Source organism: Arthrobacter sp. Hb9-2 (assembly GCF_059091165.1).
Genome location: NZ_JBNHGJ010000003.1, coordinates 132,112 through 155,162, shown reverse-complemented (window position 1 = coordinate 155,162; position 23,051 = coordinate 132,112). Strand labels below are relative to the sequence as shown.

Here is a 23,051-nt window from a genome sequence, read left to right as displayed (position 1 = left end):
TAGCGCTACCCAGTTGGGAAGGTGGGTGGGGGAGGGGCTACTCGAGGCGGCGCTGCTTGGTTTCCGGGGAGAAGAACGCCATCCACAGCACGGCGATCAGCACCAGCCCGCCAGCCAGGGCGAAGGACGTTGCCAAGCCCAGCTCGGGCCAGAAGTAGTTCGCGAAGATCAGCGGCCCGAAGCCTGCACCGAGGCGGGAGAACGTGGACGCCCACCCGAAGCCGGTTCCGCGCAACTCCGTCGGGTACAGCTCGGAGACATACGTGTAGAGCACGGGGATGGCCACCTGGACCACCAAGCCGAACACCAGCAGCCAGAACACCGCGGCCGTGGGGATATCCACCACAAACGCCACGATCACCAGGGTCAGCGCGGACAGCGGACCCGTAATGGCGAGGATCCATTTGCGGCCCACGCGCTCCACCAGCAGCGCCGCCACGATCACGCCCAGCAGGCCAACAGCGGCCATGGCCGCCGTGGTGAGAAACGCCTTGTACTCGGCAAAGCCGGCACCAATCAGGATCCGCGGCATCCAGGTCAGGGACAGGTAGTAGACCAGCAGGATCGAGAAGAACAGGGACCAGGCCGCGGCCGTGATCTTCCAGTTGAACTGCCATACCAGGCGCAGCTGATGCCAGGCGCTGCCGGCGGACAGGCGAGGCACTTCCTTCGCGTCGGGCAGGCTGTAGGCGCGGGCTTCCGCCCCCGTTGCTGCCACCAGGCCATCAATGACTTTGGCCGCTTCCTCGCGCCGGCCCTTGCGGATCAGGAACAGCGGGGACTCCGGGACGCTCCGGCGGACCCAGAACACCAGCAGCGCCGGCAAGACCATCACCAGCATGGTCAGCCGCCAGTCTCCGTACACGGCCACCAGCCCGGCGGACACGAAACCTGCCAGGGCTGCCCCCACCGGCCACCAGCCATCCATCGCGGTGAGAACCCTGCCGCGCTGCTTGCGGGGAGTGAACTCACCTACCAGGGCGTAATCCACGGGGATACAGCCGCCCAGGCCGAAGCCCGCCATAAACCGGAACACACAGAACCAGATGAAGTCGGGGGAGAAGGCCCCGAGCACGGTGAAGAGGGAGAAGATCAGCAGCGTGGCCGTGAACGCTTTCTTGCGTCCGATGGTGTCCGCAATGGTGCCCCAGATAAAAGCGCCAAGGGCCATCCCGATGAGGTTTGACGTGCCCACCCAGGCTACTTCACCCGGGGTAAGGGCCCAGTGCGTGGACAGCAGCGGAATGAGTATGCCGTTCAGGGTCACGTCCCAGGCATCAAACATAAAACCAAGGCCGCCGATCAAAAAGATCCTGCCCTGGACTTTCCATCGCCAGGGCAGTTCCTGGACCACCTGCTCGCCGCTCGGCACAGTGGTGTAAGTATTCATCGCAGCCTCCTGAAAGAACTCTAGCCGGGCCCGCTGACCTTCACACTTCCGCCTGCACCGGGGGCCACCTGCACTTCGCGATAAACTGGCCCTATCCCCACCAACCGCGGCACTGTTCCGCGACATAAGACGGAGACATTTGTGAGCTTCACGCAGCATGAGCGCGTAACCATTGACCGTGTTCCCATCCGCCGGGCCCTGATCTCGGTGTACGACAAGACCGGTCTGGAGGAGCTCGCCCAGGGCCTGCATGCAGCAGGAGTGAAGCTGGTATCCACCGGTTCCACGGCCAAGAAGATCGCCGCCGCCGGCATCCCTGTACAGGAAGTCGAGGAAGTCACCGGTTCCCCGGAAATGCTGGACGGCCGCGTCAAGACCCTGCACCCGCGGGTTCACGGCGGCATCCTTGCCGACCGCCGGGTCCCGGCGCATATGGAGACGCTCACCAAGATGGAGATCGAACCTTTCGATCTGGTGGTGGTGAACCTCTACCCGTTCGTGGAAACCGTCAAGTCCGGTGCTGCGCAGGACGACGTCGTCGAACAGATCGACATCGGTGGCCCCGCCATGGTGCGCTCCGCCGCGAAGAACCATGCCGCCGTCGCCATTGTGGTGGATCCTTCCTTCTACGGCCAGGTGGTCACCGCAGCCGCCGAGGGCGGCTTTGACCTGAACACCCGACGGCGTCTGGCCGCCAAGGCCTTCGCCCACACGGCGTCCTACGACAACGCCGTGGCAACGTGGACCGCGAGCCAGTTCCTGGATGAAGACGGCGACGGCGTCATCGACTGGCCCGCCTATGCCGGCCTCTCGCTGGAACGCTCCGAGGTGCTTCGCTACGGCGAGAACCCGCACCAGCAGGCAGCCCTCTACGTGGACAAGGCCGCTCCGGCCGGCATCGCGCAGGCTGACCAGCTGCACGGCAAGGCCATGAGCTACAACAACTTCGTGGACGCGGACGCCGCCCTTCGCGCCGCCTACGACTTCAGCGAACCTGCCGTTGCCATCATCAAGCACGCCAACCCCTGCGGCGTAGCCGTGGGATCCGCGGACGCCGCCGATCCCATCGCCGACGCCCATGCCAAGGCCCACGCCTGCGATCCCGTCTCCGCGTTTGGCGGCGTCATCGCAGCCAACCGCACCGTGACCGCGGGCATGGCAAACACCGTCAAGGACATCTTCACTGAAGTTGTCATCGCCCCGGGCTTCGAACCTGAGGCCGTGGAGATCCTGTCCAAAAAGAAAAACATCCGGCTTCTCGCCCTGCCCGAGGGCTACGGCCGCTACCCGTCGGAGATCCGCCAGGTATCCGGCGGCGTCCTGGTCCAGGTCAGCGACAAGGTTGATGCCGACGGTGACAACCCAGCCAACTGGACCCTCGCTGCCGGCGAAGCGGCTGACGAAAAGACTCTCGCGGACCTGGCCTTCGCCTGGACCGCCTGCCGCGCGGCAAAGTCCAACGCCATCCTCCTTGCCCAGGACGGCGCCGCCGTGGGCATTGGCATGGGCCAGGTCAACCGCCTCGATTCCTGCCGGCTGGCGGTGGAACGGGCCAACACGCTTGGCGTGAAGGTGGAGTCCGACGGTGCTAGTGGGGGCGATGCCCCCGGCGGTGCCTCGAACGCCGACGCGAGCGGGGCGCCCCAGCGCGCCCGCGGTGCAGTGGCAGCTTCCGACGCCTTCTTCCCGTTCGCGGACGGCCTGCAGATCCTGGTCGACGCCGGTGTCCGCGCGGTGGTCCAGCCCGGCGGTTCCGTGCGGGATGAGGAAGTCATTGCGGCAGCGAATGCGGCTGGCGTCACCATGTACTTCACCGGAGCGCGGCACTTCTTCCACTAATCCCCGCCGGCTCCCCAACCTCGCAAGTCCACACCGGCTCCCTAACCTCGCAAGTCCACACCGGCTCCCTAACCTCGCAAGTCCGCATCGGCTCCCAGCCCTCGCAAGCTCCGGGCCGGGGCCCTCGCCGGGCGGCTCCACTGCCAGGGAACCCTGCCGGTGTAGGCCCAGCAAAACGAACGACGGCGCCTGTCCCCTGCTTAGGGGACAGGCGCCGTCGTTATCTGCAGCCTTCGTTAGTCCTGGTCAGTGGTGCCGGAGTCCGCACCCTCCTGCGGAAGCCGGAGCTCCCGGGGCCTGGCTTCCGCCATGCGCTGCTGTGTCCAGTACTCGAGGATCTCCTCGCGGGACTGAGTGACATCGCTGTGGCTGACGGAATCCCCGCCGGCGGGAGTTTCCTCATCGTGTTGAGGCAAAGTCGTAGGCCTCCTTGATGACGGAGCCCCAATAGGGGCCGTACATGACAGCTGAGCCGTTGTTATAGCCGTAGCTGTTGATTGAGTTCTGGTATCCGGTTGCACCGGTATCCGTGCTCGTCTGGATGAACCAGGGGCCACCGGAGGATCCGCCTGTCATATCGCACGGAATACCCTGCGAACCAAACTGGGGATTGCGCTTGTCGCTTCCGGCAGTTCCGGTGCAGCTCTTGAGGGTCTGGCCGTCGAACGGTGATCCGGCGGGGTAGCCAAACGCCTTGTAGTTCAGGCCGTACGGCTGGTTGAAGAGCACTCCGGATCCGCCAACGACGTCGGTCAGCGTCTGGCCGCTGTCATTGGGGCCCATCACGGCGAAGCCGGTGTCATAGGCCATGTCACCTTTGGAGCTCCACTGCGTGGGTGCGTGCAATGATGTGGCGGTCCACTCTCCGTAGGGGGCGGTGCCGTTTTCGTAGGCTGGCACGAAAAGGAAGTTAGTGGCGAATTCGCCGGGTCCCTCGTTGAGGCAGTGCCCGGCTGTGGCCACTGTGCTTTCGTTGCCGGAGGCGACGGCGTTGCCCGAGCAGACATAGTTGGTGCGGCCGAGCGTGAAGAAGACCTTGCCGACGTGCTTGACGGGGGCTTCGCTTTGGGCGATGATCGGCTTCCCCTTGGCTGCCTTGGCCTCGCTCTTCTTGCCCTTTTCCACAAGCAGCGCGCTCGCGCGGTTGCCCCTCTCCAAGGCCTTGTCCGCCAGGACGTCCCCGGGAATGGCACTGCGCATGCGCTCGGACGTCCAGTATTCCGCAACCCCTGTGCCGTCCAGGACTTCACTGACTACAGACGGGTACTTTTTGTCCCCGGAATCGGCCGGTGCAGCGGCCACTCCGCCGGCTGCGGTGAGTGCCAGAACGGCTGCGGCTGAGAGGCTCAGAAGACCGGTAGCCAGAGGCCTGGTGCGTGTCATTGTTGTCCTGTCTAACGGTTGCCCCGGGGATAGGGCCGGAAGTGACGTCCCGAATGTATATGGATATGACACGTTTGTAAATAGTAGTGACGTATCATGTAGCGGCCCGGGAGGGCCCTGCGCCTGCCTTGACACGAGAATTCGACGGCATGGCGCGGCTCCCGCACGCGTGACGCCGTCGAGCGTTCTCCATCGCTGTAATCCTGCCCACCGGCAGGGTAATCCTGACGCCTCAGTAGGGTTCAAACCGGCGTCCTCGGGTAAGTTGTAGATGGTGAAATAGACCGAATTTTCACAACCAAGCCGACCCACAGGGAGACGCCCGCGCATGTCCAAGATTATCTACACCCACACCGACGAAGCGCCGATGCTGGCTACCTATTCGTTCCTGCCAATCATCGAGGCGTTCGCCTCGACAGCAGGTGTGGAGGTGGAGACCCGCGACATTTCGCTCGCCGGCCGCATCATCGCCGTTTTCGGTGACTACCTGACCCCCGAGCAGCAGATCGGTGACGCCCTCGCTGAACTCGGTGAACTGGCGAAGACGCCGGAAGCCAACATCATCAAGCTGCCCAACATCAGTGCCTCCATCCCGCAGCTGAAGGCCGCCATTGCAGAGCTGCAGGGCCAGGGCTACGCGCTGCCGGACTACCCGGACAACCCCTCCTCGGACGAGGAGACGGCAGTCCGCTCCCGCTACGACAAGATCAAGGGCTCCGCCGTGAACCCGGTCCTGCGTGAAGGCAACTCGGACCGCCGCGCACCCCTGTCCGTTAAGAACTACGCACGCCAGAACCCGCACTCCATGGGCGCCTGGACCGCCGATTCAAAGACCAACGTCGCCACCATGGGCCAGGACGACTTCCGCTCCAACGAGAAGTCGGTTGTTATCGAGTCAGAGGGCACCATCGCCATCCAGCTGGTCCGCGAGGACGGCTCCGTGAAGGTCCTGAAGAAGGCCTTCCCCGTGCTGGCCGGCGAGGTCATCGACGGCACCGTGATGCGCGCGGGAGCCCTGGACGAGTTCCTGAAGGCACAGGTTGCCCGCGCCAAGGAAGAAGGCGTTCTGTTCTCGGCCCACCTCAAGGCCACCATGATGAAGGTCTCTGACCCCATCATCTTCGGCCACGTGGTCAAGGCCTACTTCTCGGAGCTCTTCGAGACCTACGGCAAGCAGCTCGCCGCCGCCGGCATCAGCCCCAACAACGGTCTTGCCGCCATCCTGAGCAGCCTCGAAGACCTGCCGGAGGACGTGCGCGAAGGCGTGCAGAACCTTATCAAGAAGGGCCTCGACGAGGGTCCCGCCCTGGCCATGGTGGACTCGGACAAGGGCATCACCACCCTGAACGTTCCCAGCGACGTCATCGTGGATGCGTCCATGCCCGCCATGATCCGCAGCTCAGGCCACATGTGGGGCCCGGACGGCAAGGAAGCTGACACCCTGGCTGTGCTGCCCGACAGCTCCTACGCCGGCATCTACCAGGTGGTCATCGATGATTGCCGCGCCAACGGCGCCTACGACCCCACCACCATGGGAACTGTGCCGAACGTGGGCCTGATGGCGCAGGCGGCCGAGGAATACGGCAGCCACGACAAGACCTTCGAACTCCAGGAAGCCGGCACCGTCCAGATCGTGGACGGCTCCGGCAACGTCCTGATCGAACACCAGGTATCCGAGGGCGACATCTGGCGTGCCTGCCAGACCAAGGACCTGCCCATCCGCGACTGGGTCAAGCTGGCCGTGACCCGTGCCCGGGCGTCCCAGACCCCCGCCGTGTTCTGGCTGGACGAGGAACGCGCCCACGACGCCAACCTCATCGCCAAGGTCAACGAGTACCTGAAGGACCACGACACCGAGGGCCTGGACATCCGGATCATGTCCCCGGTGAAGGCCATCGCCTTTACCCTGGACCGTATTCGCAAGGGCGAGGACACCATCTCCGTGTCCGGCAACGTCCTCCGCGACTACCTCACGGACCTGTTCCCCATCCTGGAGCTGGGCACCAGCGCCAAGATGCTCTCGGTTGTTCCGCTGATGAACGGCGGCGGGCTGTTCGAGACCGGCGCCGGCGGTTCCGCCCCGAAGCACGTCCAGCAGCTGCTCAAGGAAAACCACCTCCGCTGGGACAGCCTGGGTGAGTTCCTGGCCCTGGCCGTCAGCTTCGAGCACCTGGCCACCACCACGGGCAACGCCCGCGCCCAGGTCCTCGCAGATACCCTGGACCGGGCCACCGGCACCTTCCTGCTGGAAAATAAGTCGCCCAGCCGCCGTGCCGGTGAGCTGGACAACCGTGGCAGCCACTACTTCCTGGCCCGCTACTGGGCAGAGGAACTGGCCAAGCAGACGGACGACGCCGAACTGGCCGCCTCGTTCAGTTCCATCGCCGGGGAGCTCTCCTCCAAGGAGGAAACGATTGTGGGCGAGCTGGCCGAGGTCCAGGGCTCGCCGGTGGACATTGGGGGCTACTACAACCCGGACGACGCCAAGGCTTCCGCCGTGATGCGCCCGTCCGCGACGCTGAACAAGGTTCTGGCCACCCTGAGCTAGGGGAGGGCTGCGGCCGCAGCTGGCCAGGCAAACGCGAAGGAGGCGGCGCCCCGGGGTAATTCCTGGGGCGCCGCCTCCTTGCTTGGGGGCTGGAACGTCGGCGTCGCTCGCTGCTCAAGCGATCGCCGTCGTACGTTGATGGCCAGAGTTTAGTCTTTGCCTTTCCCTTTGCCCTCGTTGTCCCTCTTATCGTCATCATTTCCGGACTCGGATACGGAGGCGGAGGCGGGCGCGGGGGCCGGAGCGGGCTCGGGAGCTGGTGCCGGCGTCCCGGTGGATGGTGCCGGCGTCTCGGCGGGCGCTTGGTCCGCTGCGGTTTTCGCGTCTTCTGCTGCCTTCGCGGCCGCCGCGATAGCTTGTTCCAGGTCGGCGCGGACGGCCGCTGCGATGGTGGTGATGGTCTGGCGCCGCTCCTCGGAAATCTGACCCTTGCCCTGTGCCGCGGCCAGCTCCGCTTCAAGACCTTCGAGGGCTTTCATGGCTGTGGCGGGATCATTCCGCGAGGACGCCTCGCTCACTTCCAGGACCCGCGCCTGGAGCTGACGCGCAGTGGCGGGCTGCAGGCCTGGGTCGCTGGGAGCGCAGCCAGCCAGCAACCCGACCGTAAGTACGGCCGCCGTCCAGATCACAACCCGCTTCTGCCTGTCACTCGGGGTGTGCCTCAGGGTCAACCTCACGGCTCCACGCTCTTTTGGAGTTCCTCGAGGTGGTCGCCAAGGATGCCGGTCACCGTTGGGTAAGGCACGACGTCGGGCGTGGACTGGGTGGACAGGCTCGCCAGCACGGCCGCTGTGGCGGCAGCTATCAGCACCACCGCGAGAAGCACTGCCAGCCAAAGGCGCCTGCGCCGGGACCCTGTGGGCCGCTCCTTCCCGGGCGGTCGGCCCTTGGTCCCGTGCTCAGGGGCAACCGGTGAAGCATCAGCCACTGGTCCTGCCGCCTCGCGCAGTTCATCCACCGATTCCTCAGCAGTGATGGAAGGCGGGTGGAACGGCATTGCCGGCAGGACCCTCGTGGTCTCCGGAACGAGTTCTCCCGGGGTTGACGCCGGCGAAACCAATGCCTGCCTGAGGGAGGTTTCGATGTCCGCGGCGGCGGGACGCTCCAGCGGTTCGATGGCCGTCATGGAGCGGATCAGGTCAGCCCATTCAGACGGCAGGTCCTCTGGAATCTCCGGAGCACGATGAAGGCGGGCCACGGCAGATTCCACAGCGCCGCCGGGGTACTCGATAGTGCCCTTGATGCATTCAAGCAGTACAAGGCCAAAGGAGTAGATGTCTGAAGCCGAAGACAGGGGCTGGCCCAGGGCCTGTTCAGGGCTGAGATAGGCGGCAGTACCAACCATGGTTCCCGTAGCCGTCAGCCGGGTCGAGTCCGCGATACGGGCAATGCCGAAGTCCGTGAGCTTCGGGCGCAGTGGCTCGCCGGGGCGGATCTGTACCAGCAGGATGTTCGCCGGCTTGATGTCCCGGTGGATGATCCCAAGACCATGAACATAAGCCAGGGCATCGGCGATACCTGCACCAATCACTGCGAGTTCCTCAAGCGGGACACGGCTGTGCCGGATCCTGGTGCGCAGGTCCTGCCCGTCCACGAGCTCCATGGTGAGGAATGGTCTCGGCTCATCGGGGACGCGGGTGTCAATCCCGGCGTCGAACAGCGTCACCAGGCCCGGATGGTTCAGCGTCGCCAGCAGCTGGATCTCCGCTTCCTGCCGCTTCAATTCGTCGGCGTCCGGTGCCTGCGGGGCAAAGAGCTTCAGGGCAACGTCGCGGCCCAGATTCTCGTCCCGGGCACAGTAAACGGACGACATTCCACCGCGGCCAATAACCTCACCCAACCGATAACGTCCGCCGACCACTTCATTCTTGATGGAGCTAGGCGATTCCGCCACCATGACCCGTTCCTCCCGGTGCGCTGCGGCACTGTCGTACAACAAATTATACGGGCGGTGGAGTAAACGGACGATTGGCCTCGGCTTCCGTTCTGTGACACGCCGTCGGTCCGGCGGCGAACCTTGCAACTTTTTCGCCGCCGGACCACCGGCCACAAGGACATGTGTGCTGATGACATGTTTGCGTTGATTTGTGTGGTTGCGTTTTGTGTTTTGCGGGGTCCTCCTTCCGCTTAGCCTGCTTGCTGCTGCCGCTTCAGGCGCATGGTGCAGGTACTGTTAGCAAACCTTGGTTGTCCTAGGACACCTTGCGCTTGCGGAGCATCAGGAGGATTCCTGCCACCAGAAGCAGCAGGGCTAGCGGGACCAGGGAAACGTCCACGCCCGTCTTGGCCAGGGCGTTGGCACCCTCGCCTGCACCACCCTGCGCAGGGGTGCTGCGAGGGGTGGTGTCGACGGCGATGGCACCGCCAACTGCGGTGGAACCTGCCGGGGCCGCAGAGAAGCCGCCGGCACCTGCCGTGCCGGTGTCAGAACCGTTGTTCGAACCCGTAGTGCCGTTTCCGGTGCCATTGTCGGTGCCGGGCGTGTTCGTGCCTGGAGCACTGGTCCCGGGGTCAACGGTGCCGGTGCCTCCCGTGTTGCCGTCACCCGGGGTCCCGGTTCCCGGGTTTCCTGTGCCCGGGTTTTCCGCGCCATTGCCGTCACTGCCCAGCCCGAGGCCCAGGTCCAGCCCCAAGTCAACGACTGCAGCCAGTCCACCCGTGCTACCGGTACTGCCGGTGCCGATGCCGATTGCTGCGTCCACGGCGGCGTCGAGCCCGCCGTTGGTGCTGTTATCGGTGCCGTTGGTGCCGCCGAGGTTGATGCCGACGGCGGCGTCTACCAGGGCGTCGAGTCCGCCGGTGGTGGTGCCGGTGCCGATGCCGGTTGCTGCGTCCACGGCGGCGTCGAGCCCGCCGTTGGCGGTGCCGGTGCCGATGCCGGTTGCTGCGTCCACGGCGGCGTCGAGCCCGCCGTTGGTGGTGCCGGTGCCGTTGGTGCCGCCGAGGTTGACGTCCACGATTGCATCCACAGCTGCGTCGAGTCCGCCGTTGGTGCCGGTGCCGTTGGTGCCGCCGAGGTTGACGTCCACGATTGCATCCACAGCTGCGTTGGGTACGCCGGTGGTGGTGCCGATGCCGATTGCTGCGTCTACGGCGGCGTCGAGTCCGCCGTTGGTGGTGCCGGTGCCGTTGGTGCCGCCGAGGTTGACGTCCACGATTGCATCCACAGCTGCGTTGGGTACGCCCGTGGTGCCGGTGCCGATGCCGATTGCTGCGTCCGCGGCGGCGTCGAGTCCGCCGTTGGTGCCGGTGCCGTTGGTGCCGCCGAGGTTGACGTCCACGATTGCATCCACAGCTGCGTTGGGTACGCCGGTGGTGCCGTCCCCTGCGACTGTCCCGAGGTCCACCACCACATCTGCCGCGACTGCGAGATCGGTCGTGCTTGGGGCGGTTTCGGCTGTAACGGCGTTGCCGAGACCGAGGTCTACGGCGGCTGCCGCGGCGAGGTCGGGGCTGCTGGTCTGGCCGGTTGCATTCCCGAGCTCGACCACCACATCTGCCGCGACTGCGAGATCGGTCGTGGTTGGGGCGGTTCCGGCTGCCGCGGCGTTGCCGAGGTCGACTACGGCGGCGACGCCCGTGGACTCCGACGGCGTTGGGCCACCCAGCAGGCCCAACGACGCTGTGTCAGCGGACGCCGCCGCCGAGATGAGGGCAGATGCGGAAAGATCCGATCCGCTGGTGGTGTCCGCGGCGTTCGCCGCGGTGCAGCCGAAGGCCAGTAGCCCGCCGGCAAAGAGGGTGCCGAGCATCCCCCTGCGAAGGTTGGAACTCATGATGATGTCTCCTGAAAAGTTGAGGTAAGGGTGCTTATCAGCAACCCGTAATGCCGCGTTCTGCCCGACGTGGGCAGACGGGTCTCAACTAGTCAGGAGAGGAGCCGGGGTCGTAAGACACCGGCGCAGGGACGTGCTCAGAGGTCTCGCCGGCGCGGACGGCACCGGCAATAGGAAGATCAAACGTGAAAGTGCTTAACCATGCCGCGGAACCCGAGGAGCCGGATGGGGAGGCCCCACTTCCCGCCCCCGAACCGGGAGCGGCAGGAACCTGGGCATGGACGGGCGAAGGGTCCGCATTATCCTGCTGCTCTGCCTCAATGCCAGATGCTGCGTCTGCAACCCAAAGAACCGGTGCGGTACCCGTCAGGGCAACCGTACCGACAGGGGAGACGGAGAGACCCGATCCCCCCACAGCGTCAACAACGGGCACGCCGGAAGGGGTTGGGCTTTCGAAAGCTGCGCCCGAATCCCCGGCAGCAGCGGGGTCATCCGTTGGCACGACCGTGACGCCCTCGGAGGTATCTGCATCGACCAGGACGGGCAATTCAGGAACCGCCACGGGTAGGGGAGCGGTGCCTGTCATCAGGTCAGAGACAGGCTGCAGAACGGGTTCAAGAACCGGAACGGCTGCGGCAATGGGTGGAACGACAACGTCAACAACGGCCGCAGTGCCCCCGTCCGCAACTCCAGCGATAGGAGCGGAGACAGCCGTAACGGCACCAGCCGGAACCACCTGGTTCACAACCGGTACCGCAGAAACGATATTGTCCGCTAGCCCCGACTGCTGGCCCACCACTGGCTGAAGCAGCCCTGTTGAGGACGCAGCAGCAGGAGGTGAAGATGGGGCGGCGGGTGCAGGCCCGGCAAGTCTTTCCGTTACCGACGACACCGAACTCGTGACGCCGCCCAACAAGGACGTGCTATCAGAAAGCGCATCTGCTGAAGCTGCAGGAGATGAAAACGTCAGCCACGTCAGGGTCGCCGCGCCGGCGAGGAGCACAGGACGCAGGGCACGCCACGGAGAACGAGCCTTAGCCATGCGTACCACCCCCAGTACCGTTGAAATCGACGGATGCCTACAGGGTAAGACGGAATGTTGCAAAAAGTCTAGGAAATTCACCAAACAATTCGACTAAATGCCGCTGCTTATCTTCCCTCGCATGACATCACCCGGGAGCCTTGTCACGGTATTGACTATCTACTGCCGCAGTTTACGGCTGTGTCACCTTTGTCTCTTGCCGCTCATCATTGGGGTAGCTGACGCCCAGCTGCGCCCGCACTCCATCAAAGAGGCGCATGGTGTTCAACGTGTCCTCCAGCGGCATCACAGGGCTCTCCGTGAGACCCTGCTGAATGCAGCGCGTCACCTCGCGCAGCTCGTACGTGTATCCACGGCCCACGACGTCAAAGGATTCGACCCGGCGTTCGTCCCACCCTGTTCCAATGACAAGTTCCCGCGGATTGTTGATGGATCCGATGCTCTGCAGGAAACCCTTGCTGCCGGCGACGGTGGCCGTGCGGGGTCCGTGTGCGAGCAGTGACGAGGTGAGCTGCACCTGCGCTCCGTGGTTGTAGCCGAGGGTCATCGCATTCTGGGCGTCAACGCCGTCGTCATTTACATGTCCTGTGGCACTGACAGTCTGGGGAAAACCAAAGGTTCCCAGCGCCCAGAGCAGGGGGTAAACCGAAAGATCGAGAAGTGCGCCGCCACCGTCCTGCCTGGCCCAGAGCCTGGCGGTGGGTGAGTAGGGGGCTGGGAAGCCAAGGTCTGCGGTCACCCAGTGGATGTCCCCGATTTCCCCTGAGGCGGCAATTTCGAAAGCCCGCTGCATTGCCGGCAGGAACCGGCTCCAGACCGCCTCCATCAGGAAGAGTTTCCGGGACCGGGCAAGCTCGATGAGCTCGGTGGCTTCCCTGGCGTTGACGGTGAACGCTTTTTCGCACAGGACGTGTTTGCCGGCATTGAGCGCCGCCAGCACAACTTCATGATGCTGCGCATGCGGCGTTGCCACGTACACCACGTCCACCGCATCATCGGCGAGCAGCCGCTCGTAGCCGCGGACGCCGCCGTCGTCCCCGTAGGCCCTGGCAAAGTCGTACGCCACGGCGAAGGCATCTGCTGTGTCCTGCCCCCGGGAGCTGACGGCATACAGTTCTGCATCGGCCAGCAGCGCCAGGTCCTGTGACACAGAGCGGGCAATTCCGCCTGTGGCGATGACACCCCAGCGAAGGGGGGCTCCCGTAGCGGAACGGGGATCCTGATCGGACTGGTTGGACAACCAAGGCTTGGCGATAGGCGCACTCATGGTGCCCATCCTCTCACTGCAGTGCGCGGGTGTTTCGGATATTACTTGTGGGAAGTGAGGGAAGGTGCGCGGGAAGGGGCTACAGGACGGAAGACCTCTTGACAGGCTTGTCACAGGACGAGTAAGAATAAAGGGCCGCATGGGAAACCGCTTTCTCAGCAGGTAATCCTTTCCATCATGATCCGCACATCAAGGCATGTGGTCTGTTTGGCATGCCGGAAATTAGGCCAATGACGTCCGAAACGCGAGCCCGAACTTTCAAGTCCACCTTCAATAGATTCCGCCGTGGGGCCGGAGTTGTCGCCGCAGCATCTGCCTTTGCCCTTGCGGCTGGTATGGCGGTGGCCACGTCGGCAACAGCAGGCCCGGCACCCACTGGCGGGGGCATTCTCCGCCCGAACGATGCGGCACCGGCTGGCTGGGCCGCCGTCGGAAGCGGAACCAACGGCGGTGCCGGCGCTCCTGCTGAGAGCCGCTACGAAGTCAGCACCTTGGCCGGGCTCAAGGCGGCCCTAACCAATCACGGGGAACCCAAAGGGCCCAAGATCATTTACATCAAGGGGACCATCGACGGTAACCAGACCCCGGACGGGCGCATTCTGGGGGAGCAGGACTATGCCTCCGGGTACGACATCAACAAGTACATGTCCTGCTTCGGCCCTGAAGGAAAGGTTTGGAGCGACCAGACCTTTCCTTACTGCAAACAGCAACGCCAGCTGCGGCAGACCGGCAGTAACAACATGAAGCGACAGATTGAGGTGAGCTTGCCCAGCAACACCACCCTGATCGGTGTGGGGACGGATTCAGGCTTCGTCGGTGCCAACATCGTGATCCTGAGCGCAACAAACGTAGTGATGCGCAACCTGAGCGTGGAGGCACCGGTTGACTTCTTCAGCACCTGGTCCCCGGACGACGGTGACGGCGCTTGGAATGCCCGCTTCGACGCAGTCTCCTCCGTAACGTCGGACCACCTCTGGATCGACCATGTCCGGCTCACCGACGGGCGCTACCCGGACAGCGAGGCCCCGCTCGGACCGAACGGCAAGCCGGCCAACCGGCATGACGGCCTGCTGGACCTCAAGGACGGCACGGACTTTGTGACGATCTCCAACAGCAAGCTCCACAACCATGACAAGACCATGCTGCTGGGCTCGGGCGACGAACACGTGGACAAGGACGGCGGAAAGCTGCGGGTCAGCTACATCGGCAATCACTTCGAAAACCTTCAGCAGCGCGGACCGCGAGTGCGGTTCGGCCAGGTCCACGTGGTCAACAACTACTTTGTGGGAAGCACCGACCACCCGCAGTACCCCATGATCAGCGAGGGCCAGGGTGGCAGTAGCTATTTCCTTGGCGCGGGCTACGAGTCACGGATTTTCTCGGAGCATAATGCCTTTGAGTACACGGGACCCGGTGCGGACGAGTCGGTGATGGTGAGCAGCTACAACGGTCATCGTTTCAGCGATACGGGATCCTGGTTCAACGGCGAGGAGACGGACCTGAACTCAGTGGCCCGTGCGTCCTTCAAGCAGAACCGCGCCGAGGCCCTCGCGGAGGCCGAACTTAGTGGCTCACCCGCCCCGGACTGGACGGGCTGGGACTTCACCACCGACGTCGGCTGGGACCCGGCGGAGGTGTACAGCTACAAAGCCTTCACTACGTCCCAGGCGGTCAAGAACCATGCCCTCCAGTTCGCCGGACCTGGGGTACTCACCGTCAAGCAGTAGGACGGGGACTACCAGGACAGGGCACGGAGAAGCCCGGCCCCGAATGGGGACCGGGCTTCTCCAGCGATCAGAATGCTTACTTGGTGATCGGTCCGAGTACCGGATCGTCCACGTAGGCCGTCTTCACGTTTGCAGAGGTGACGATGACCGGCTCCAGCAGGTAGGCCGGGACGGTCTTCACGCCGTTGTTGTAGGAGTCCTTGTCGTTGATTTCCAGTTCCTTGCCGGCCTGGAGGTCCTTCGCCATGGTGATGGCGTGCTCAACGAGCTTGCGGGTGTCCTTGTTGATGGTGGAGTACTGCTCGCCGGCAATGATGGACTTGACCGACTCTACTTCGGAGTCCTGGCCCGTCACGACCGGTGTCGGCTTACCGGCGGCCTTGACGGAGGTCAGGACTGCGCGGGCAAGGGTGTCGTTCGGGGAGAGGACGCCGTCCAGTGACTCGCTGGTGTAGCTGCCGGTGAGCAGGGTGTCAGCGCGGCGCTGGGCGTTTTCAGCCTTCCAGCCCTGGGTTACGGCCTGTTCGAAGCTGGTCTGTCCGGACACGACCTTCAGTGTGCCGTCGTCGATCTTCGGCTTCAGGACACTCATGGCGCCGTCAAAGAAGACCTTGGCGTTCGCATCATCGGGGGAGCCGGCGAACAGTTCGACGTTGTAAGGGCCCTGCGGCTTCTTGGCCTTAAGGCCTTCCAGCAGTGCCTGGCCCTGGAGCTCGCCCACCTTGAAGTTGTCGTAGGCCACGTAGTAGTCCACGTTCTCGGTGTTCAGCAGCAAGCGGTCATAGGCGATCACGGTGGCACCGGAATCCTTGGCCTGCTTGAGCTGGGTGCCCAGCTGCGAGCCGTCAATGGCGCCGACGATGATGACCTTGGCGCCCTTGGTGACCATCGCACTGATCTGGTTCTGCTGCTCGGACACGCCGCCGTTGGCGAACTGCACGTCGGGCTTGAAGCCAGCCTCGGTGAGGCCCTCGTTGAACAGCTTCTCCGCAAGAACCCAGTTTTCACTGGTCTTCTGGGGGAGTGCGACGCCGATGGAGGAGTTCTGTTCGAACCCTCCTGCGCCTTCAGTTCCGCCGCCCGTGCTGGGCTCGGAGCGGCCGCAGCCCGTCAGCGCCAGTGCTGCGATGGCAGCAACCGCTGCGGCCTTTCCTGCTTTACCAATCATTCGCATTGTTGGTTCTCTTTCTTTGTGGTGGTGTAACGCTATTCAGGCTGCAAGGCTCAGGCTTCCCTGGCGATCGCTTCCTTGGTGGAGGTGGTCTCGTCGGGCTGGAGCGGGTTGTTGGGTCCGCCGCCGGAGGGGCGGCTGAAGTTGCTGGTTAGCATGCCGATGATGGACCTCTTGCCCTGACTCTTGTTGTAAACGTCGAAAGCGACGGCGATCAGGAGCACCAGGCCCTTGATGATCTGGGTGAGGTCGGCGCCGACGCCGAGGAGCTGCAGGCCGTTGTTCAGCACAGCCATCACCAGGCCACCAATAATGGAGCCAATGACGGTGCCCACGCCACCTGTAACCGCAGCACCACCGATGAAGACTGCAGCGATCGCGTCCAGTTCCCAGCCGACGCCGTCGAACGGGCCAGATGCGGTGGAACGGCCCACGAAGATCATCCCCGCCAGGCCGGCCAGGATGGACATGTTCATCATGACCAGGAAGTTGACCTTTTTGGACTGGACACCGGACAGTTCGGCCGCGTGGCGGTTTCCGCCGACTGCATAGACATGCCGGCCCAGGATGGTGCGGGAGGAGATGAAGCCGTAGACCAACACCAGGACGGCCAGGATGAGTCCGGGGATCGGGAAGGAAGTGCCCGGGCGGCCTGTGGCGAAAAGGTACGTGGCGTAGAGGATGGCGCCGCAGATCAGGACCAGCTTCAGGACAGTGACCCACATTTCCGGGACATCGGCTCCCAGTGCCTTGGCACGTGCCCGGGAGCGGAGCTCGCCGACCACCACGAACGCGGCAGCAGCAATGCCCAGCAGCAGGGTGAGGTTGTTAAACCCGGTGTCCGGCCCCACTTCGGGGAGGTAGCCTGCGCCCAGGTACTGGAAATCGTTGGGGACCGGGATGGTGTTGGACTTGCCGACGAACTGGTTGAAGCCGCGGAACAGGAGCATGCCGGCCAGGGTGACAATGAACGCGGGTATCCCCACGTACGCTGTCCACCACCCTTGCCATGCCCCAATGACGGCGCCGAGCACCAGCCCCAGCAGGACGCCGGCATACCAGGGAATGCCCCAGTCGCGGATGGCCAGGGCAACGGTGACGCCCACGAATGCGGCCACCGAACCGACGGAGAGGTCGATGTGGCCGGCAATAATGACCAGGACCATGCCGATGGCCAGGATCAGGATGTAGGAGTTGCCGTTGAAGAGGTTGATGACGTTGCCGGGGGTGAGGGTCCGGCCGTCGGTGGCGATCTGGAAAAAGATGATCAGTGCCACCAGGGCGAAGATCATGCCGAATTGGCGGGTGTTGCCGCCAAACAGCTTCTTGAGGGCGTTCATGGTGTCAGTCCTTGTGTCCGGAAGGTTCTGGATAGTCCAGAGGGTCAGGCGGCTTCGGCTTTGCGGGCGGAGGTCATCAGTTTCATCAGGCTTTCCTGGCTGGCCTCGTCTTTGTTCAGGACACCGGTGATGGCGCCTTCGAAGATGGTGTAAATACGGTCGGACAGGCCCAGGAGTTCGGGGAGCTCCGAGGAGATGACGATTACTCCCTTGCCCTGGTTGGCGAGCTGCTGGATGATTCCGTAGATCTCGTACTTGGCACCGACATCGATTCCGCGGGTCGGTTCATCCAGGATCAGCAGGTCAGGATCGGTGAACATCCACTTCGCGAGGACCACCTTTTGCTGGTTGCCGCCGGAGAGTTTGGCCACGCCCTCCTCCACTGATGGGGTCTTGGTCCGCAGCGACTTGCGGTACTGCTCCGCCACCGTGAACTCCTGGTTCGGGTCCACCACCGAATTGCGGCTGATCTTCCGCAGGTTTGCGGCCACAGTGGTGGTTTTGATGTCGTCCAGCAGGTTCAACCCCAGGGATTTGCGGTCCTCGGTGACGTAGCCCAGACCGGCATCAATGGCCTGGCGGACGTTTTTGAGGACAACTTCCTTGCCGTCCTTGTAGATATGCCCGTTGATGAACCGGCCATAGGACCTGCCGAACACAGACCGGGCCAACTCGGTGCGGCCGGCTCCCATGAGCCCGGCGAAGCCCACGATCTCTCCGCGGCGGACGAAGAAGTTGGAGTTCTTGCACACCAGGCGGTCCTGGACCTGGGGGTGGCCCACTGTCCAGTCCTTGACCTCGAAGAAGACTTCACCAATTTTCGGCGTGTGGTCCGGGAAGCGGGATTCCAACGTCCGGCCCACCATGCCTTTGATGATGCGGTCCTCGTCGACGCCGTCGGCCTTTACATTCAGCGTCTCGATGGATTTGCCGTCGCGGATGATGGTGATGGAATCGGCGATCTGCTCAATTTCGTTGAGCTTGTGCGAAATGATGATGGACGTGATGCCCTTGGCCTTCAGGCCGAGCATCAGGTCCAGCAGGTGCTGGGAATCGGACTCATTCAGTGCCGCCGTGGGCTCATCCAAAATGAGGATCTTCACGGACTTGTTCAGTGCCTTGGCAATTTCCACCAGCTGCTGCTTGCCGACACCGATTTCCTTGATGGGCGTGTCCGGGTCCTCTTGCAGCCCAACGCGGGCCAGAAGGTCCAGGGAGCGCAGCCGGGCCTCCGCCCAGTCAATGACGCCGCGCTTGGTGGGCTCGTTGCCCAGGAAGATGTTCTCCATGATGGAGAGCTCCGGGATCAGCGCGAGTTCCTGGTGGATGATCACGATGCCGGCGTGCTCGCTGGCCCGGATGTCCTTGAACTGCTGGACCTGGCCCTGGTAGACGATGTCGCCGTCGTAGCTCCCGTAGGGGTAAACGCCCGAGAGAACCTTCATCAGGGTGGACTTGCCGGCACCGTTCTCGCCGCAGATGGCGTGGATCTCACCGGCCTTCACCCGCAGGCTCACGTTATCCAACGCTTTAACGCCGGGGAATTCCTTGGTAATGGACCGCATCTCGAGGATGATCGGCTCGTTTTGCGTGGTCTGGGACGTCATATTGCCCTAACCCTCCAATGCAATGACTTCTTTGTCCGGCCGGCAAAGCGCAGGGCCGTCTGATGCAAAAGTAAACTGGATCACGCCCGTTGTCGTCAAGTCTTTAACGCATATGCCAGGTAACGAAACGGTCTAGGTCTTCCGGATTCCGGCGTGTTGGAACACCAGGGCTGCCGCTCCTAGGGCCTCGGCACGGTCACCCAGGGAGGACATGGCCAATTCTGTAGTTTCCCCGATGACTGGAACGGCATGCCTGACCAGGCCCCTCTTGATGGGGTCCAGGAGGAGGTTGCCGAGGCCCGCCAAGGGCCCCCCGACGACGATCACTTCAGGGTTGATCAGGTTGGCGACGTTGCCGAGCGCGCGGCCGACGGCGAGCCCGGCGTCGTCGAGCACCCGAAGGGTTGCCGAGTCGCGGGCCAGCGCCTTGCGCACGATGTCCGCGGGCGTGAGAGGGCGGTCCTCACCACGGCTGAGGAGCTCGATCATGGTGGTGGTGGAAGCGATCGTCTCCAGGCAGCCGCGGTTGCCGCAGCGGCACACGAGTCCTTGTTCGTGGATGGTGGCATGGCCGATTTCGCCCGTGATCCCCACGTTGCCGTAATAGGGTGCCCCATTGAGGATCAGGCCCGCCCCAATGCCGGATCCGATCTTGAGGAACAGCAGGTTGCTGACGCCGGTGTGCTGCCCCCATGTCACTTCGGACCAGGCGCCCAGGTTAGCGTCATTGTCAACGAAGACGGGGATTTTGAGCCTTTCCTCCATGTGCTGGAGGATGCTGATGCCCACCCACTCGGGGAGGATTGCCCCTTGGGCAACAGTGCCGGTGCGCCGGTCAATTGGTCCTGGAATTCCGACGCCGGCGCCCACCACTGCGGTACGCGCAATCCCGTTTTCGTCCAGGAGTTTCTCGAGCAGGACCACTGCCGCCTGGATGCCCTCCTCGGCCTGGTGGCCCAGCGGCAGGGTGACGGATTCCTCGGCAATGACGTGATAGCTCAGCGAGGCCAGGACCACCCGCAGATGCCGGCGGCCAAAGTCAATCCCCACTGCCACCGCGCCGTTGCTGTTGAGCCTGACGTTGAGCGCCCGCCGGCCGGAACTGGTGATTGGCTCCGTCGATGCCAGGCCTGAATCGAGCATGATCTTGACGATGTTGGAGACCGTTGCGGTGGAAAGACCTGTTTGCCGCGCCAGTTCTGCCTGGGTGGAGGGCCCGCCCATCAGCGACTCGATGATCCGTTGCTGGTTCAGTTGCCTGAGGGCGGATTGCGAGCCGGGATTTTTAGGTTTGCTCCTCGTTGAGCGCGAAGTTGCGGGCATGCTTAGAAGATTGCCTCATTCAAACTCTTGTAGTCAAGAAGTTAACGCAACGGGACCTGCAGAAGACCTTGAATCGAACGGGATGATCTGCACGCTGAAGTGGAGAAGGAGGTGCAAAAGACCCCGTTTGTCCAGCATGGGCCGTCGCTAGTCTGAACTAAGGCCTTCCCTCGAGGGCCGGTTCCGACGATGGAAGGTGGCCACTGTGTTACTGGCACTCCTGCAGGCGAACGCTGTTGTGATGGATGTGGATGCCAACTGTGCCGCCATTGACGCAGCGGCAGAGGCTGCTGCTGCTGCCGGTGCTGCAGTACTGGTGACGCCCGAACTCTTTCCCGTGGGTTACGCACCCCGCCGGGTCCGCGCAGACCTGGATCCCGGCTCCCTGCCCGGGCTGCATGCGAAGCTTGTCACCATCGCACGCCGGCACCACATCGGCCTGGTGTACAGCCTTCCCCAGCTCACCGGGCAAGGGGAGTGGCACATCAGTGCCACGCTTCTTGACGCCGGCGGCAATACCCTGCTCAGCTACGCAAAGGTGCACCTTTTCGGCCACGACGAGCGTGCTGCCTTCAGCCCGGCGGCCCAGCCTCCCGCCGTCGTGGATTTCAATGGTGTTCGCACCTCCATGGTGATTTGTTACGACGTCGAATTCCCCGAAGCGGTCCGGGCTGCCGCCGTGGCCGGAGCCGAACTGCTCCTGGTGCCTACTGCGCTGGCGCACGGGTATGACGACGTCCCGCAGGTGTTGCTGCGGGCGCGCGCACTGGAAAGCCAGCTGTCCATTGCCTACGCAAACCACTCGGGCGTCGAGGAGGACTGCAGGTTCCTCGGCGGCAGCGTCATCGCCGGGCCGGACGGCAAGTTGCTGGCCGCGGCCGGCGAGGAACCGCAGCTCCTTTTCGCGGAACTGGACGAAGGCGCCGCAACCAGGGCGCGCAGCGACGTGCCGTACCTCGACGAACGCCGGCCTGATCTCTACCGCTCCTGGGGCGGCTGAGGGTTTTCCGCTACCAGGCCGTCCGCATACTGCAGCGCAATCCAAAGCTCCGCCCGGGACTGGGCCTGGCCAAGGTCCAGCTCCAACAGTTCCGCGATGGCATTCACCTGCCGCCGCACGCTGTTCCGGTGCAGGCCCAAATCCTTGGCCGTGGCGTCCCAGCTTCCGTTCGCGGCCAGCCAGGAACGGAGAATGCGGAGCTGGACATCACGGCGTTCGGGCTCCTGTTCCAGGACCGGGGCCAGGAGCTTTCCCGCAAGAATGGTCCCGGCCACACTGCCCAGCAGTCCGGTCACCGACCAGGTCACGTCTTCCACCCGCGCGCTTTTCCCCGTGGCCAGCACGCGGGGCCGAAGCGATGTGGCCCGCCGGTAGGTTTCCGGCAACCCGGACAGTTCAGTCGGCTCACCCACCACCAGGCGCCAGCCCAGCTGCTCCACCTCGGCCATCAACTGGTCATCCACCTTCAGCCGGGTGACTGCGGCGAATCCGTAATCGGTCAGCTCCACCATTTTGCTGTCGAAAATCCGGCGCCACTGCAGCAGCTCCCGCACCGGCCCGTCCTCCGCGGCGGGGGCACCGGCCCCCCGGAGGCCCTGGACCACCCGGACCGGGCCGGACCGCGTTCCCGCGACGCTTTGCGCCAACAGGTCCTTCAGCACGTTTAGCTGCCGGGTGTCGCCGGCGGCCAGGCTCTCGGGGTGCAGGAGCAGGGCGGTGGCCAGCTGGCTGGGCGCCAGGGACCCGCTGGTGCGTTGGCGGACCAACAGTTCAAGAAGCCCCACGACAGACGAAACCACACTGTTCTGCGCGGGGGTCAGTGCCTTGTCCGCGCCCAGCACCAGGCTGCCCAGGGTGGCGTCCTTGGTGCTGCGGAGCGGGTGGCCGAACACCAGCGCCGAGCCCGGGGCGTCGAAAGTCTCCGTTTCCACGCGGGGGCCGCTCCCGGTGAGAAGTTTCTTGAGGAGGGGCTGAAGTTGGGCGGTGTCGACGGCGGCGCCCCCTCGGGCACGGACGCGGCCGTCGGCGCCAAAGAGGACCGCCCACACCGGAACGCGTTGGATCAGTGCCGCCAGCAGCTCGTGTTCCGGCCGGGCCGAAAGCACTGCGCGCATGAGGTGGCGGTTGGTTTCCGCCAGCTGCCGGAACACCTGTGCATTGCCGGACTCAAGCAGCTTGGAAAATTCCAGGCCCAGGGCGGCAAACGGCACGCTGGCGGGCACCTCCACCAAGGTGAGCCCATAACGCCGGCAGGCGGCAACCACATGGTTCGGAACGGCGTCGTAATAAGGCTGCAGGCCAAAGCCCAGGGCAGCCACTCCTGCATCAACCAGCCGGCGGACATACTCCTCAACCCTGGGGACGCTGTGGCTCCCATCCCGGCCGGCGTCGTCGGAGCCGCCGTCACGGAACGGCAGGCCGGCGGTAAGGACAAATTCGCCGTCCAGCAGATAGGGGGTAGGGTCTTCCAGCTCGCTCGGCTCCACCCAGCGCAGGGGCACCTGGCCATTCCCGGCGTCGTGCACCATCCTTACTTCGGCGGGCAATGCTGCGAGGAACTGCCCCAGCGTGACCGCGTCCAGCTGGTCGTGGCTGCCAGCGCTAGCTGGTGCATTACGTCTCATGGATGAACACTAT

General features: G+C 64.1%; 17 protein-coding genes. 4 read left to right on the top strand and 13 right to left on the bottom strand.

Annotated features, from left to right (window positions below; all coding sequences use genetic code 11):
* Nucleotides 1-37: 37 nt before the first annotated feature.
* Nucleotides 38-1,390, bottom strand: coding sequence for an MFS transporter (locus tag AC5RV1_RS03575; protein ID WP_493993553.1), 1,353 nt, complete (start codon nt 1,388-1,390; stop codon nt 38-40).
* 141 nt (nt 1,391-1,531) lie between these two features.
* Between AC5RV1_RS03575 and purH the strand changes: the two genes are divergently transcribed.
* Nucleotides 1,532-3,229, top strand: a complete 1,698-nt coding sequence (gene purH / locus AC5RV1_RS03570) for a bifunctional phosphoribosylaminoimidazolecarboxamide formyltransferase/IMP cyclohydrolase (protein WP_493947510.1) — start codon at nt 1,532-1,534, stop codon at nt 3,227-3,229.
* Nucleotides 3,230-3,465: 236 nt separating this feature from the next.
* Here the strand turns inward: purH and AC5RV1_RS03565 are convergent, their stop codons facing one another.
* Nucleotides 3,466-3,645: a hypothetical protein gene (locus AC5RV1_RS03565; RefSeq protein ID WP_493993552.1), complete on the bottom strand. Its 180-nt coding sequence runs from the start codon at nt 3,643-3,645 to the stop codon at nt 3,466-3,468.
* Nucleotides 3,629-4,612, bottom strand: coding sequence for a trypsin-like serine peptidase (locus tag AC5RV1_RS03560; protein ID WP_493993551.1), 984 nt, complete (start codon nt 4,610-4,612; stop codon nt 3,629-3,631). Before AC5RV1_RS03560 ends, AC5RV1_RS03565 begins: the two co-directional genes overlap by 17 nt.
* A 328-nt stretch (nt 4,613-4,940) precedes the next feature.
* Here AC5RV1_RS03560 and AC5RV1_RS03555 point away from each other — a divergent pair, with 328 nt between their 5' ends.
* Nucleotides 4,941-7,160 carry an NADP-dependent isocitrate dehydrogenase gene (locus AC5RV1_RS03555; protein WP_493993550.1) on the top strand — a complete coding sequence of 740 codons (2,220 nt, stop codon included), beginning with the start codon at nt 4,941-4,943 and terminating at the stop codon, nt 7,158-7,160.
* A 149-nt stretch (nt 7,161-7,309) separates the two neighbouring features.
* Here the strand turns inward: AC5RV1_RS03555 and AC5RV1_RS03550 are convergent, their stop codons facing one another.
* The 5 genes from AC5RV1_RS03550 to AC5RV1_RS03530 form a co-directional block, all read right to left on the bottom strand.
* Nucleotides 7,310-7,837, bottom strand: coding sequence for an FIMAH domain-containing protein (locus tag AC5RV1_RS03550; RefSeq protein WP_493993549.1), 528 nt, complete (start codon nt 7,835-7,837; stop codon nt 7,310-7,312).
* Nucleotides 7,834-9,057 carry a serine/threonine-protein kinase gene (locus AC5RV1_RS03545; RefSeq protein ID WP_493947704.1) on the bottom strand — a complete coding sequence of 408 codons (1,224 nt, stop codon included), beginning with the start codon at nt 9,055-9,057 and terminating at the stop codon, nt 7,834-7,836. The genes AC5RV1_RS03550 and AC5RV1_RS03545 overlap by 4 nt, the downstream gene beginning before the upstream one ends.
* Nucleotides 9,058-9,352: 295 nt before the next feature.
* Nucleotides 9,353-10,936 carry a hypothetical protein gene (locus tag AC5RV1_RS03540; RefSeq protein ID WP_493993548.1) on the bottom strand — a complete coding sequence of 528 codons (1,584 nt, stop codon included), beginning with the start codon at nt 10,934-10,936 and terminating at the stop codon, nt 9,353-9,355.
* A gap of 88 nt (nt 10,937-11,024) precedes the next feature.
* A complete protein-coding gene (locus AC5RV1_RS03535) occupies nt 11,025-11,681 on the bottom strand; it encodes a hypothetical protein (protein WP_493993547.1) in 657 nt (218 codons plus the stop codon).
* Between the two features lie 469 nt (nt 11,682-12,150).
* Nucleotides 12,151-13,245 carry a Gfo/Idh/MocA family protein gene (locus tag AC5RV1_RS03530; protein ID WP_493993546.1) on the bottom strand — a complete coding sequence of 365 codons (1,095 nt, stop codon included), beginning with the start codon at nt 13,243-13,245 and terminating at the stop codon, nt 12,151-12,153.
* Between the two features lie 230 nt (nt 13,246-13,475).
* On the opposite strand from AC5RV1_RS03530, the gene AC5RV1_RS03525 reads away from it, so the two are divergent.
* On the top strand, nt 13,476-14,972 hold the full coding sequence (locus AC5RV1_RS03525) for a pectate lyase family protein (protein WP_493993545.1): 1,497 nt from the start codon (nt 13,476-13,478) through the stop codon (nt 14,970-14,972).
* 76 nt (nt 14,973-15,048) lie between these two features.
* Here the strand turns inward: AC5RV1_RS03525 and AC5RV1_RS03520 are convergent, their stop codons facing one another.
* The 4 genes from AC5RV1_RS03520 to AC5RV1_RS03505 all read right to left on the bottom strand — a co-directional run bounded on the left by AC5RV1_RS03520 (nt 15,049) and on the right by AC5RV1_RS03505 (nt 20,413).
* Nucleotides 15,049-16,146 carry a substrate-binding domain-containing protein gene (locus tag AC5RV1_RS03520; protein ID WP_493947501.1) on the bottom strand — a complete coding sequence of 366 codons (1,098 nt, stop codon included), beginning with the start codon at nt 16,144-16,146 and terminating at the stop codon, nt 15,049-15,051.
* 50 nt (nt 16,147-16,196) lie between these two features.
* A complete protein-coding gene (gene mmsB / locus AC5RV1_RS03515; RefSeq protein ID WP_493947500.1) occupies nt 16,197-17,483 on the bottom strand; it encodes a multiple monosaccharide ABC transporter permease in 1,287 nt (428 codons plus the stop codon).
* 44 nt (nt 17,484-17,527) lie between these two features.
* Entirely contained in the window at nt 17,528-19,090 is a 1,563-nt protein-coding gene (gene mmsA, locus AC5RV1_RS03510; RefSeq protein ID WP_493947499.1) for a multiple monosaccharide ABC transporter ATP-binding protein, read from the bottom strand.
* A 132-nt stretch (nt 19,091-19,222) separates the two neighbouring features.
* Complete coding sequence (locus AC5RV1_RS03505) at nt 19,223-20,413, bottom strand: ROK family transcriptional regulator (protein ID WP_163164213.1); 1,191 nt, start codon at nt 20,411-20,413, stop codon at nt 19,223-19,225.
* Nucleotides 20,414-20,618: 205 nt separating this feature from the next.
* On the opposite strand from AC5RV1_RS03505, the gene AC5RV1_RS03500 reads away from it, so the two are divergent.
* Nucleotides 20,619-21,413 carry a nitrilase-related carbon-nitrogen hydrolase gene (locus AC5RV1_RS03500; protein ID WP_493993544.1) on the top strand — a complete coding sequence of 265 codons (795 nt, stop codon included), beginning with the start codon at nt 20,619-20,621 and terminating at the stop codon, nt 21,411-21,413.
* Here AC5RV1_RS03500 and AC5RV1_RS03495 read toward each other — a convergent pair.
* Nucleotides 21,392-23,038, bottom strand: a complete 1,647-nt coding sequence (locus AC5RV1_RS03495; protein ID WP_493993543.1) for a PucR family transcriptional regulator — start codon at nt 23,036-23,038, stop codon at nt 21,392-21,394. The genes AC5RV1_RS03500 and AC5RV1_RS03495 overlap by 22 nt on opposite strands.
* Nucleotides 23,039-23,051: the final 13 nt, after the last annotated feature.

Bases quoted from the DNA above. Each gene is read 5' to 3' on its own strand.
- AC5RV1_RS03575 (WP_493993553.1), bottom strand. From the start codon at position 1,390: ATGAATACTTACACCACTGTGCCGAGCGGCGAGCAGGTGGTCCAGGAA.
- AC5RV1_RS03560 (WP_493993551.1), bottom strand. From the start codon at position 4,612: ATGACACGCACCAGGCCTCTGGCTACCGGTCTTCTGAGCCTCTCAGCC.
- AC5RV1_RS03555 (WP_493993550.1), top strand. From the start codon at position 4,941: ATGTCCAAGATTATCTACACCCACACCGACGAAGCGCCGATGCTGGCT.
- AC5RV1_RS03545 (WP_493947704.1), bottom strand. From the start codon at position 9,057: ATGGTGGCGGAATCGCCTAGCTCCATCAAGAATGAAGTGGTCGGCGGA.
- AC5RV1_RS03540 (WP_493993548.1), bottom strand. From the start codon at position 10,936: ATGAGTTCCAACCTTCGCAGGGGGATGCTCGGCACCCTCTTTGCCGGC.
- AC5RV1_RS03530 (WP_493993546.1), bottom strand. From the start codon at position 13,245: ATGAGTGCGCCTATCGCCAAGCCTTGGTTGTCCAACCAGTCCGATCAG.
- AC5RV1_RS03525 (WP_493993545.1), top strand. From the start codon at position 13,476: ATGACGTCCGAAACGCGAGCCCGAACTTTCAAGTCCACCTTCAATAGA.
- AC5RV1_RS03520 (WP_493947501.1), bottom strand. From the start codon at position 16,146: ATGCGAATGATTGGTAAAGCAGGAAAGGCCGCAGCGGTTGCTGCCATC.
- mmsB (WP_493947500.1), bottom strand. From the start codon at position 17,483: ATGAACGCCCTCAAGAAGCTGTTTGGCGGCAACACCCGCCAATTCGGC.
- mmsA (WP_493947499.1), bottom strand. From the start codon at position 19,090: ATGACGTCCCAGACCACGCAAAACGAGCCGATCATCCTCGAGATGCGG.
- AC5RV1_RS03505 (WP_163164213.1), bottom strand. From the start codon at position 20,413: ATGCCCGCAACTTCGCGCTCAACGAGGAGCAAACCTAAAAATCCCGGC.
- AC5RV1_RS03495 (WP_493993543.1), bottom strand. From the start codon at position 23,038: ATGAGACGTAATGCACCAGCTAGCGCTGGCAGCCACGACCAGCTGGAC.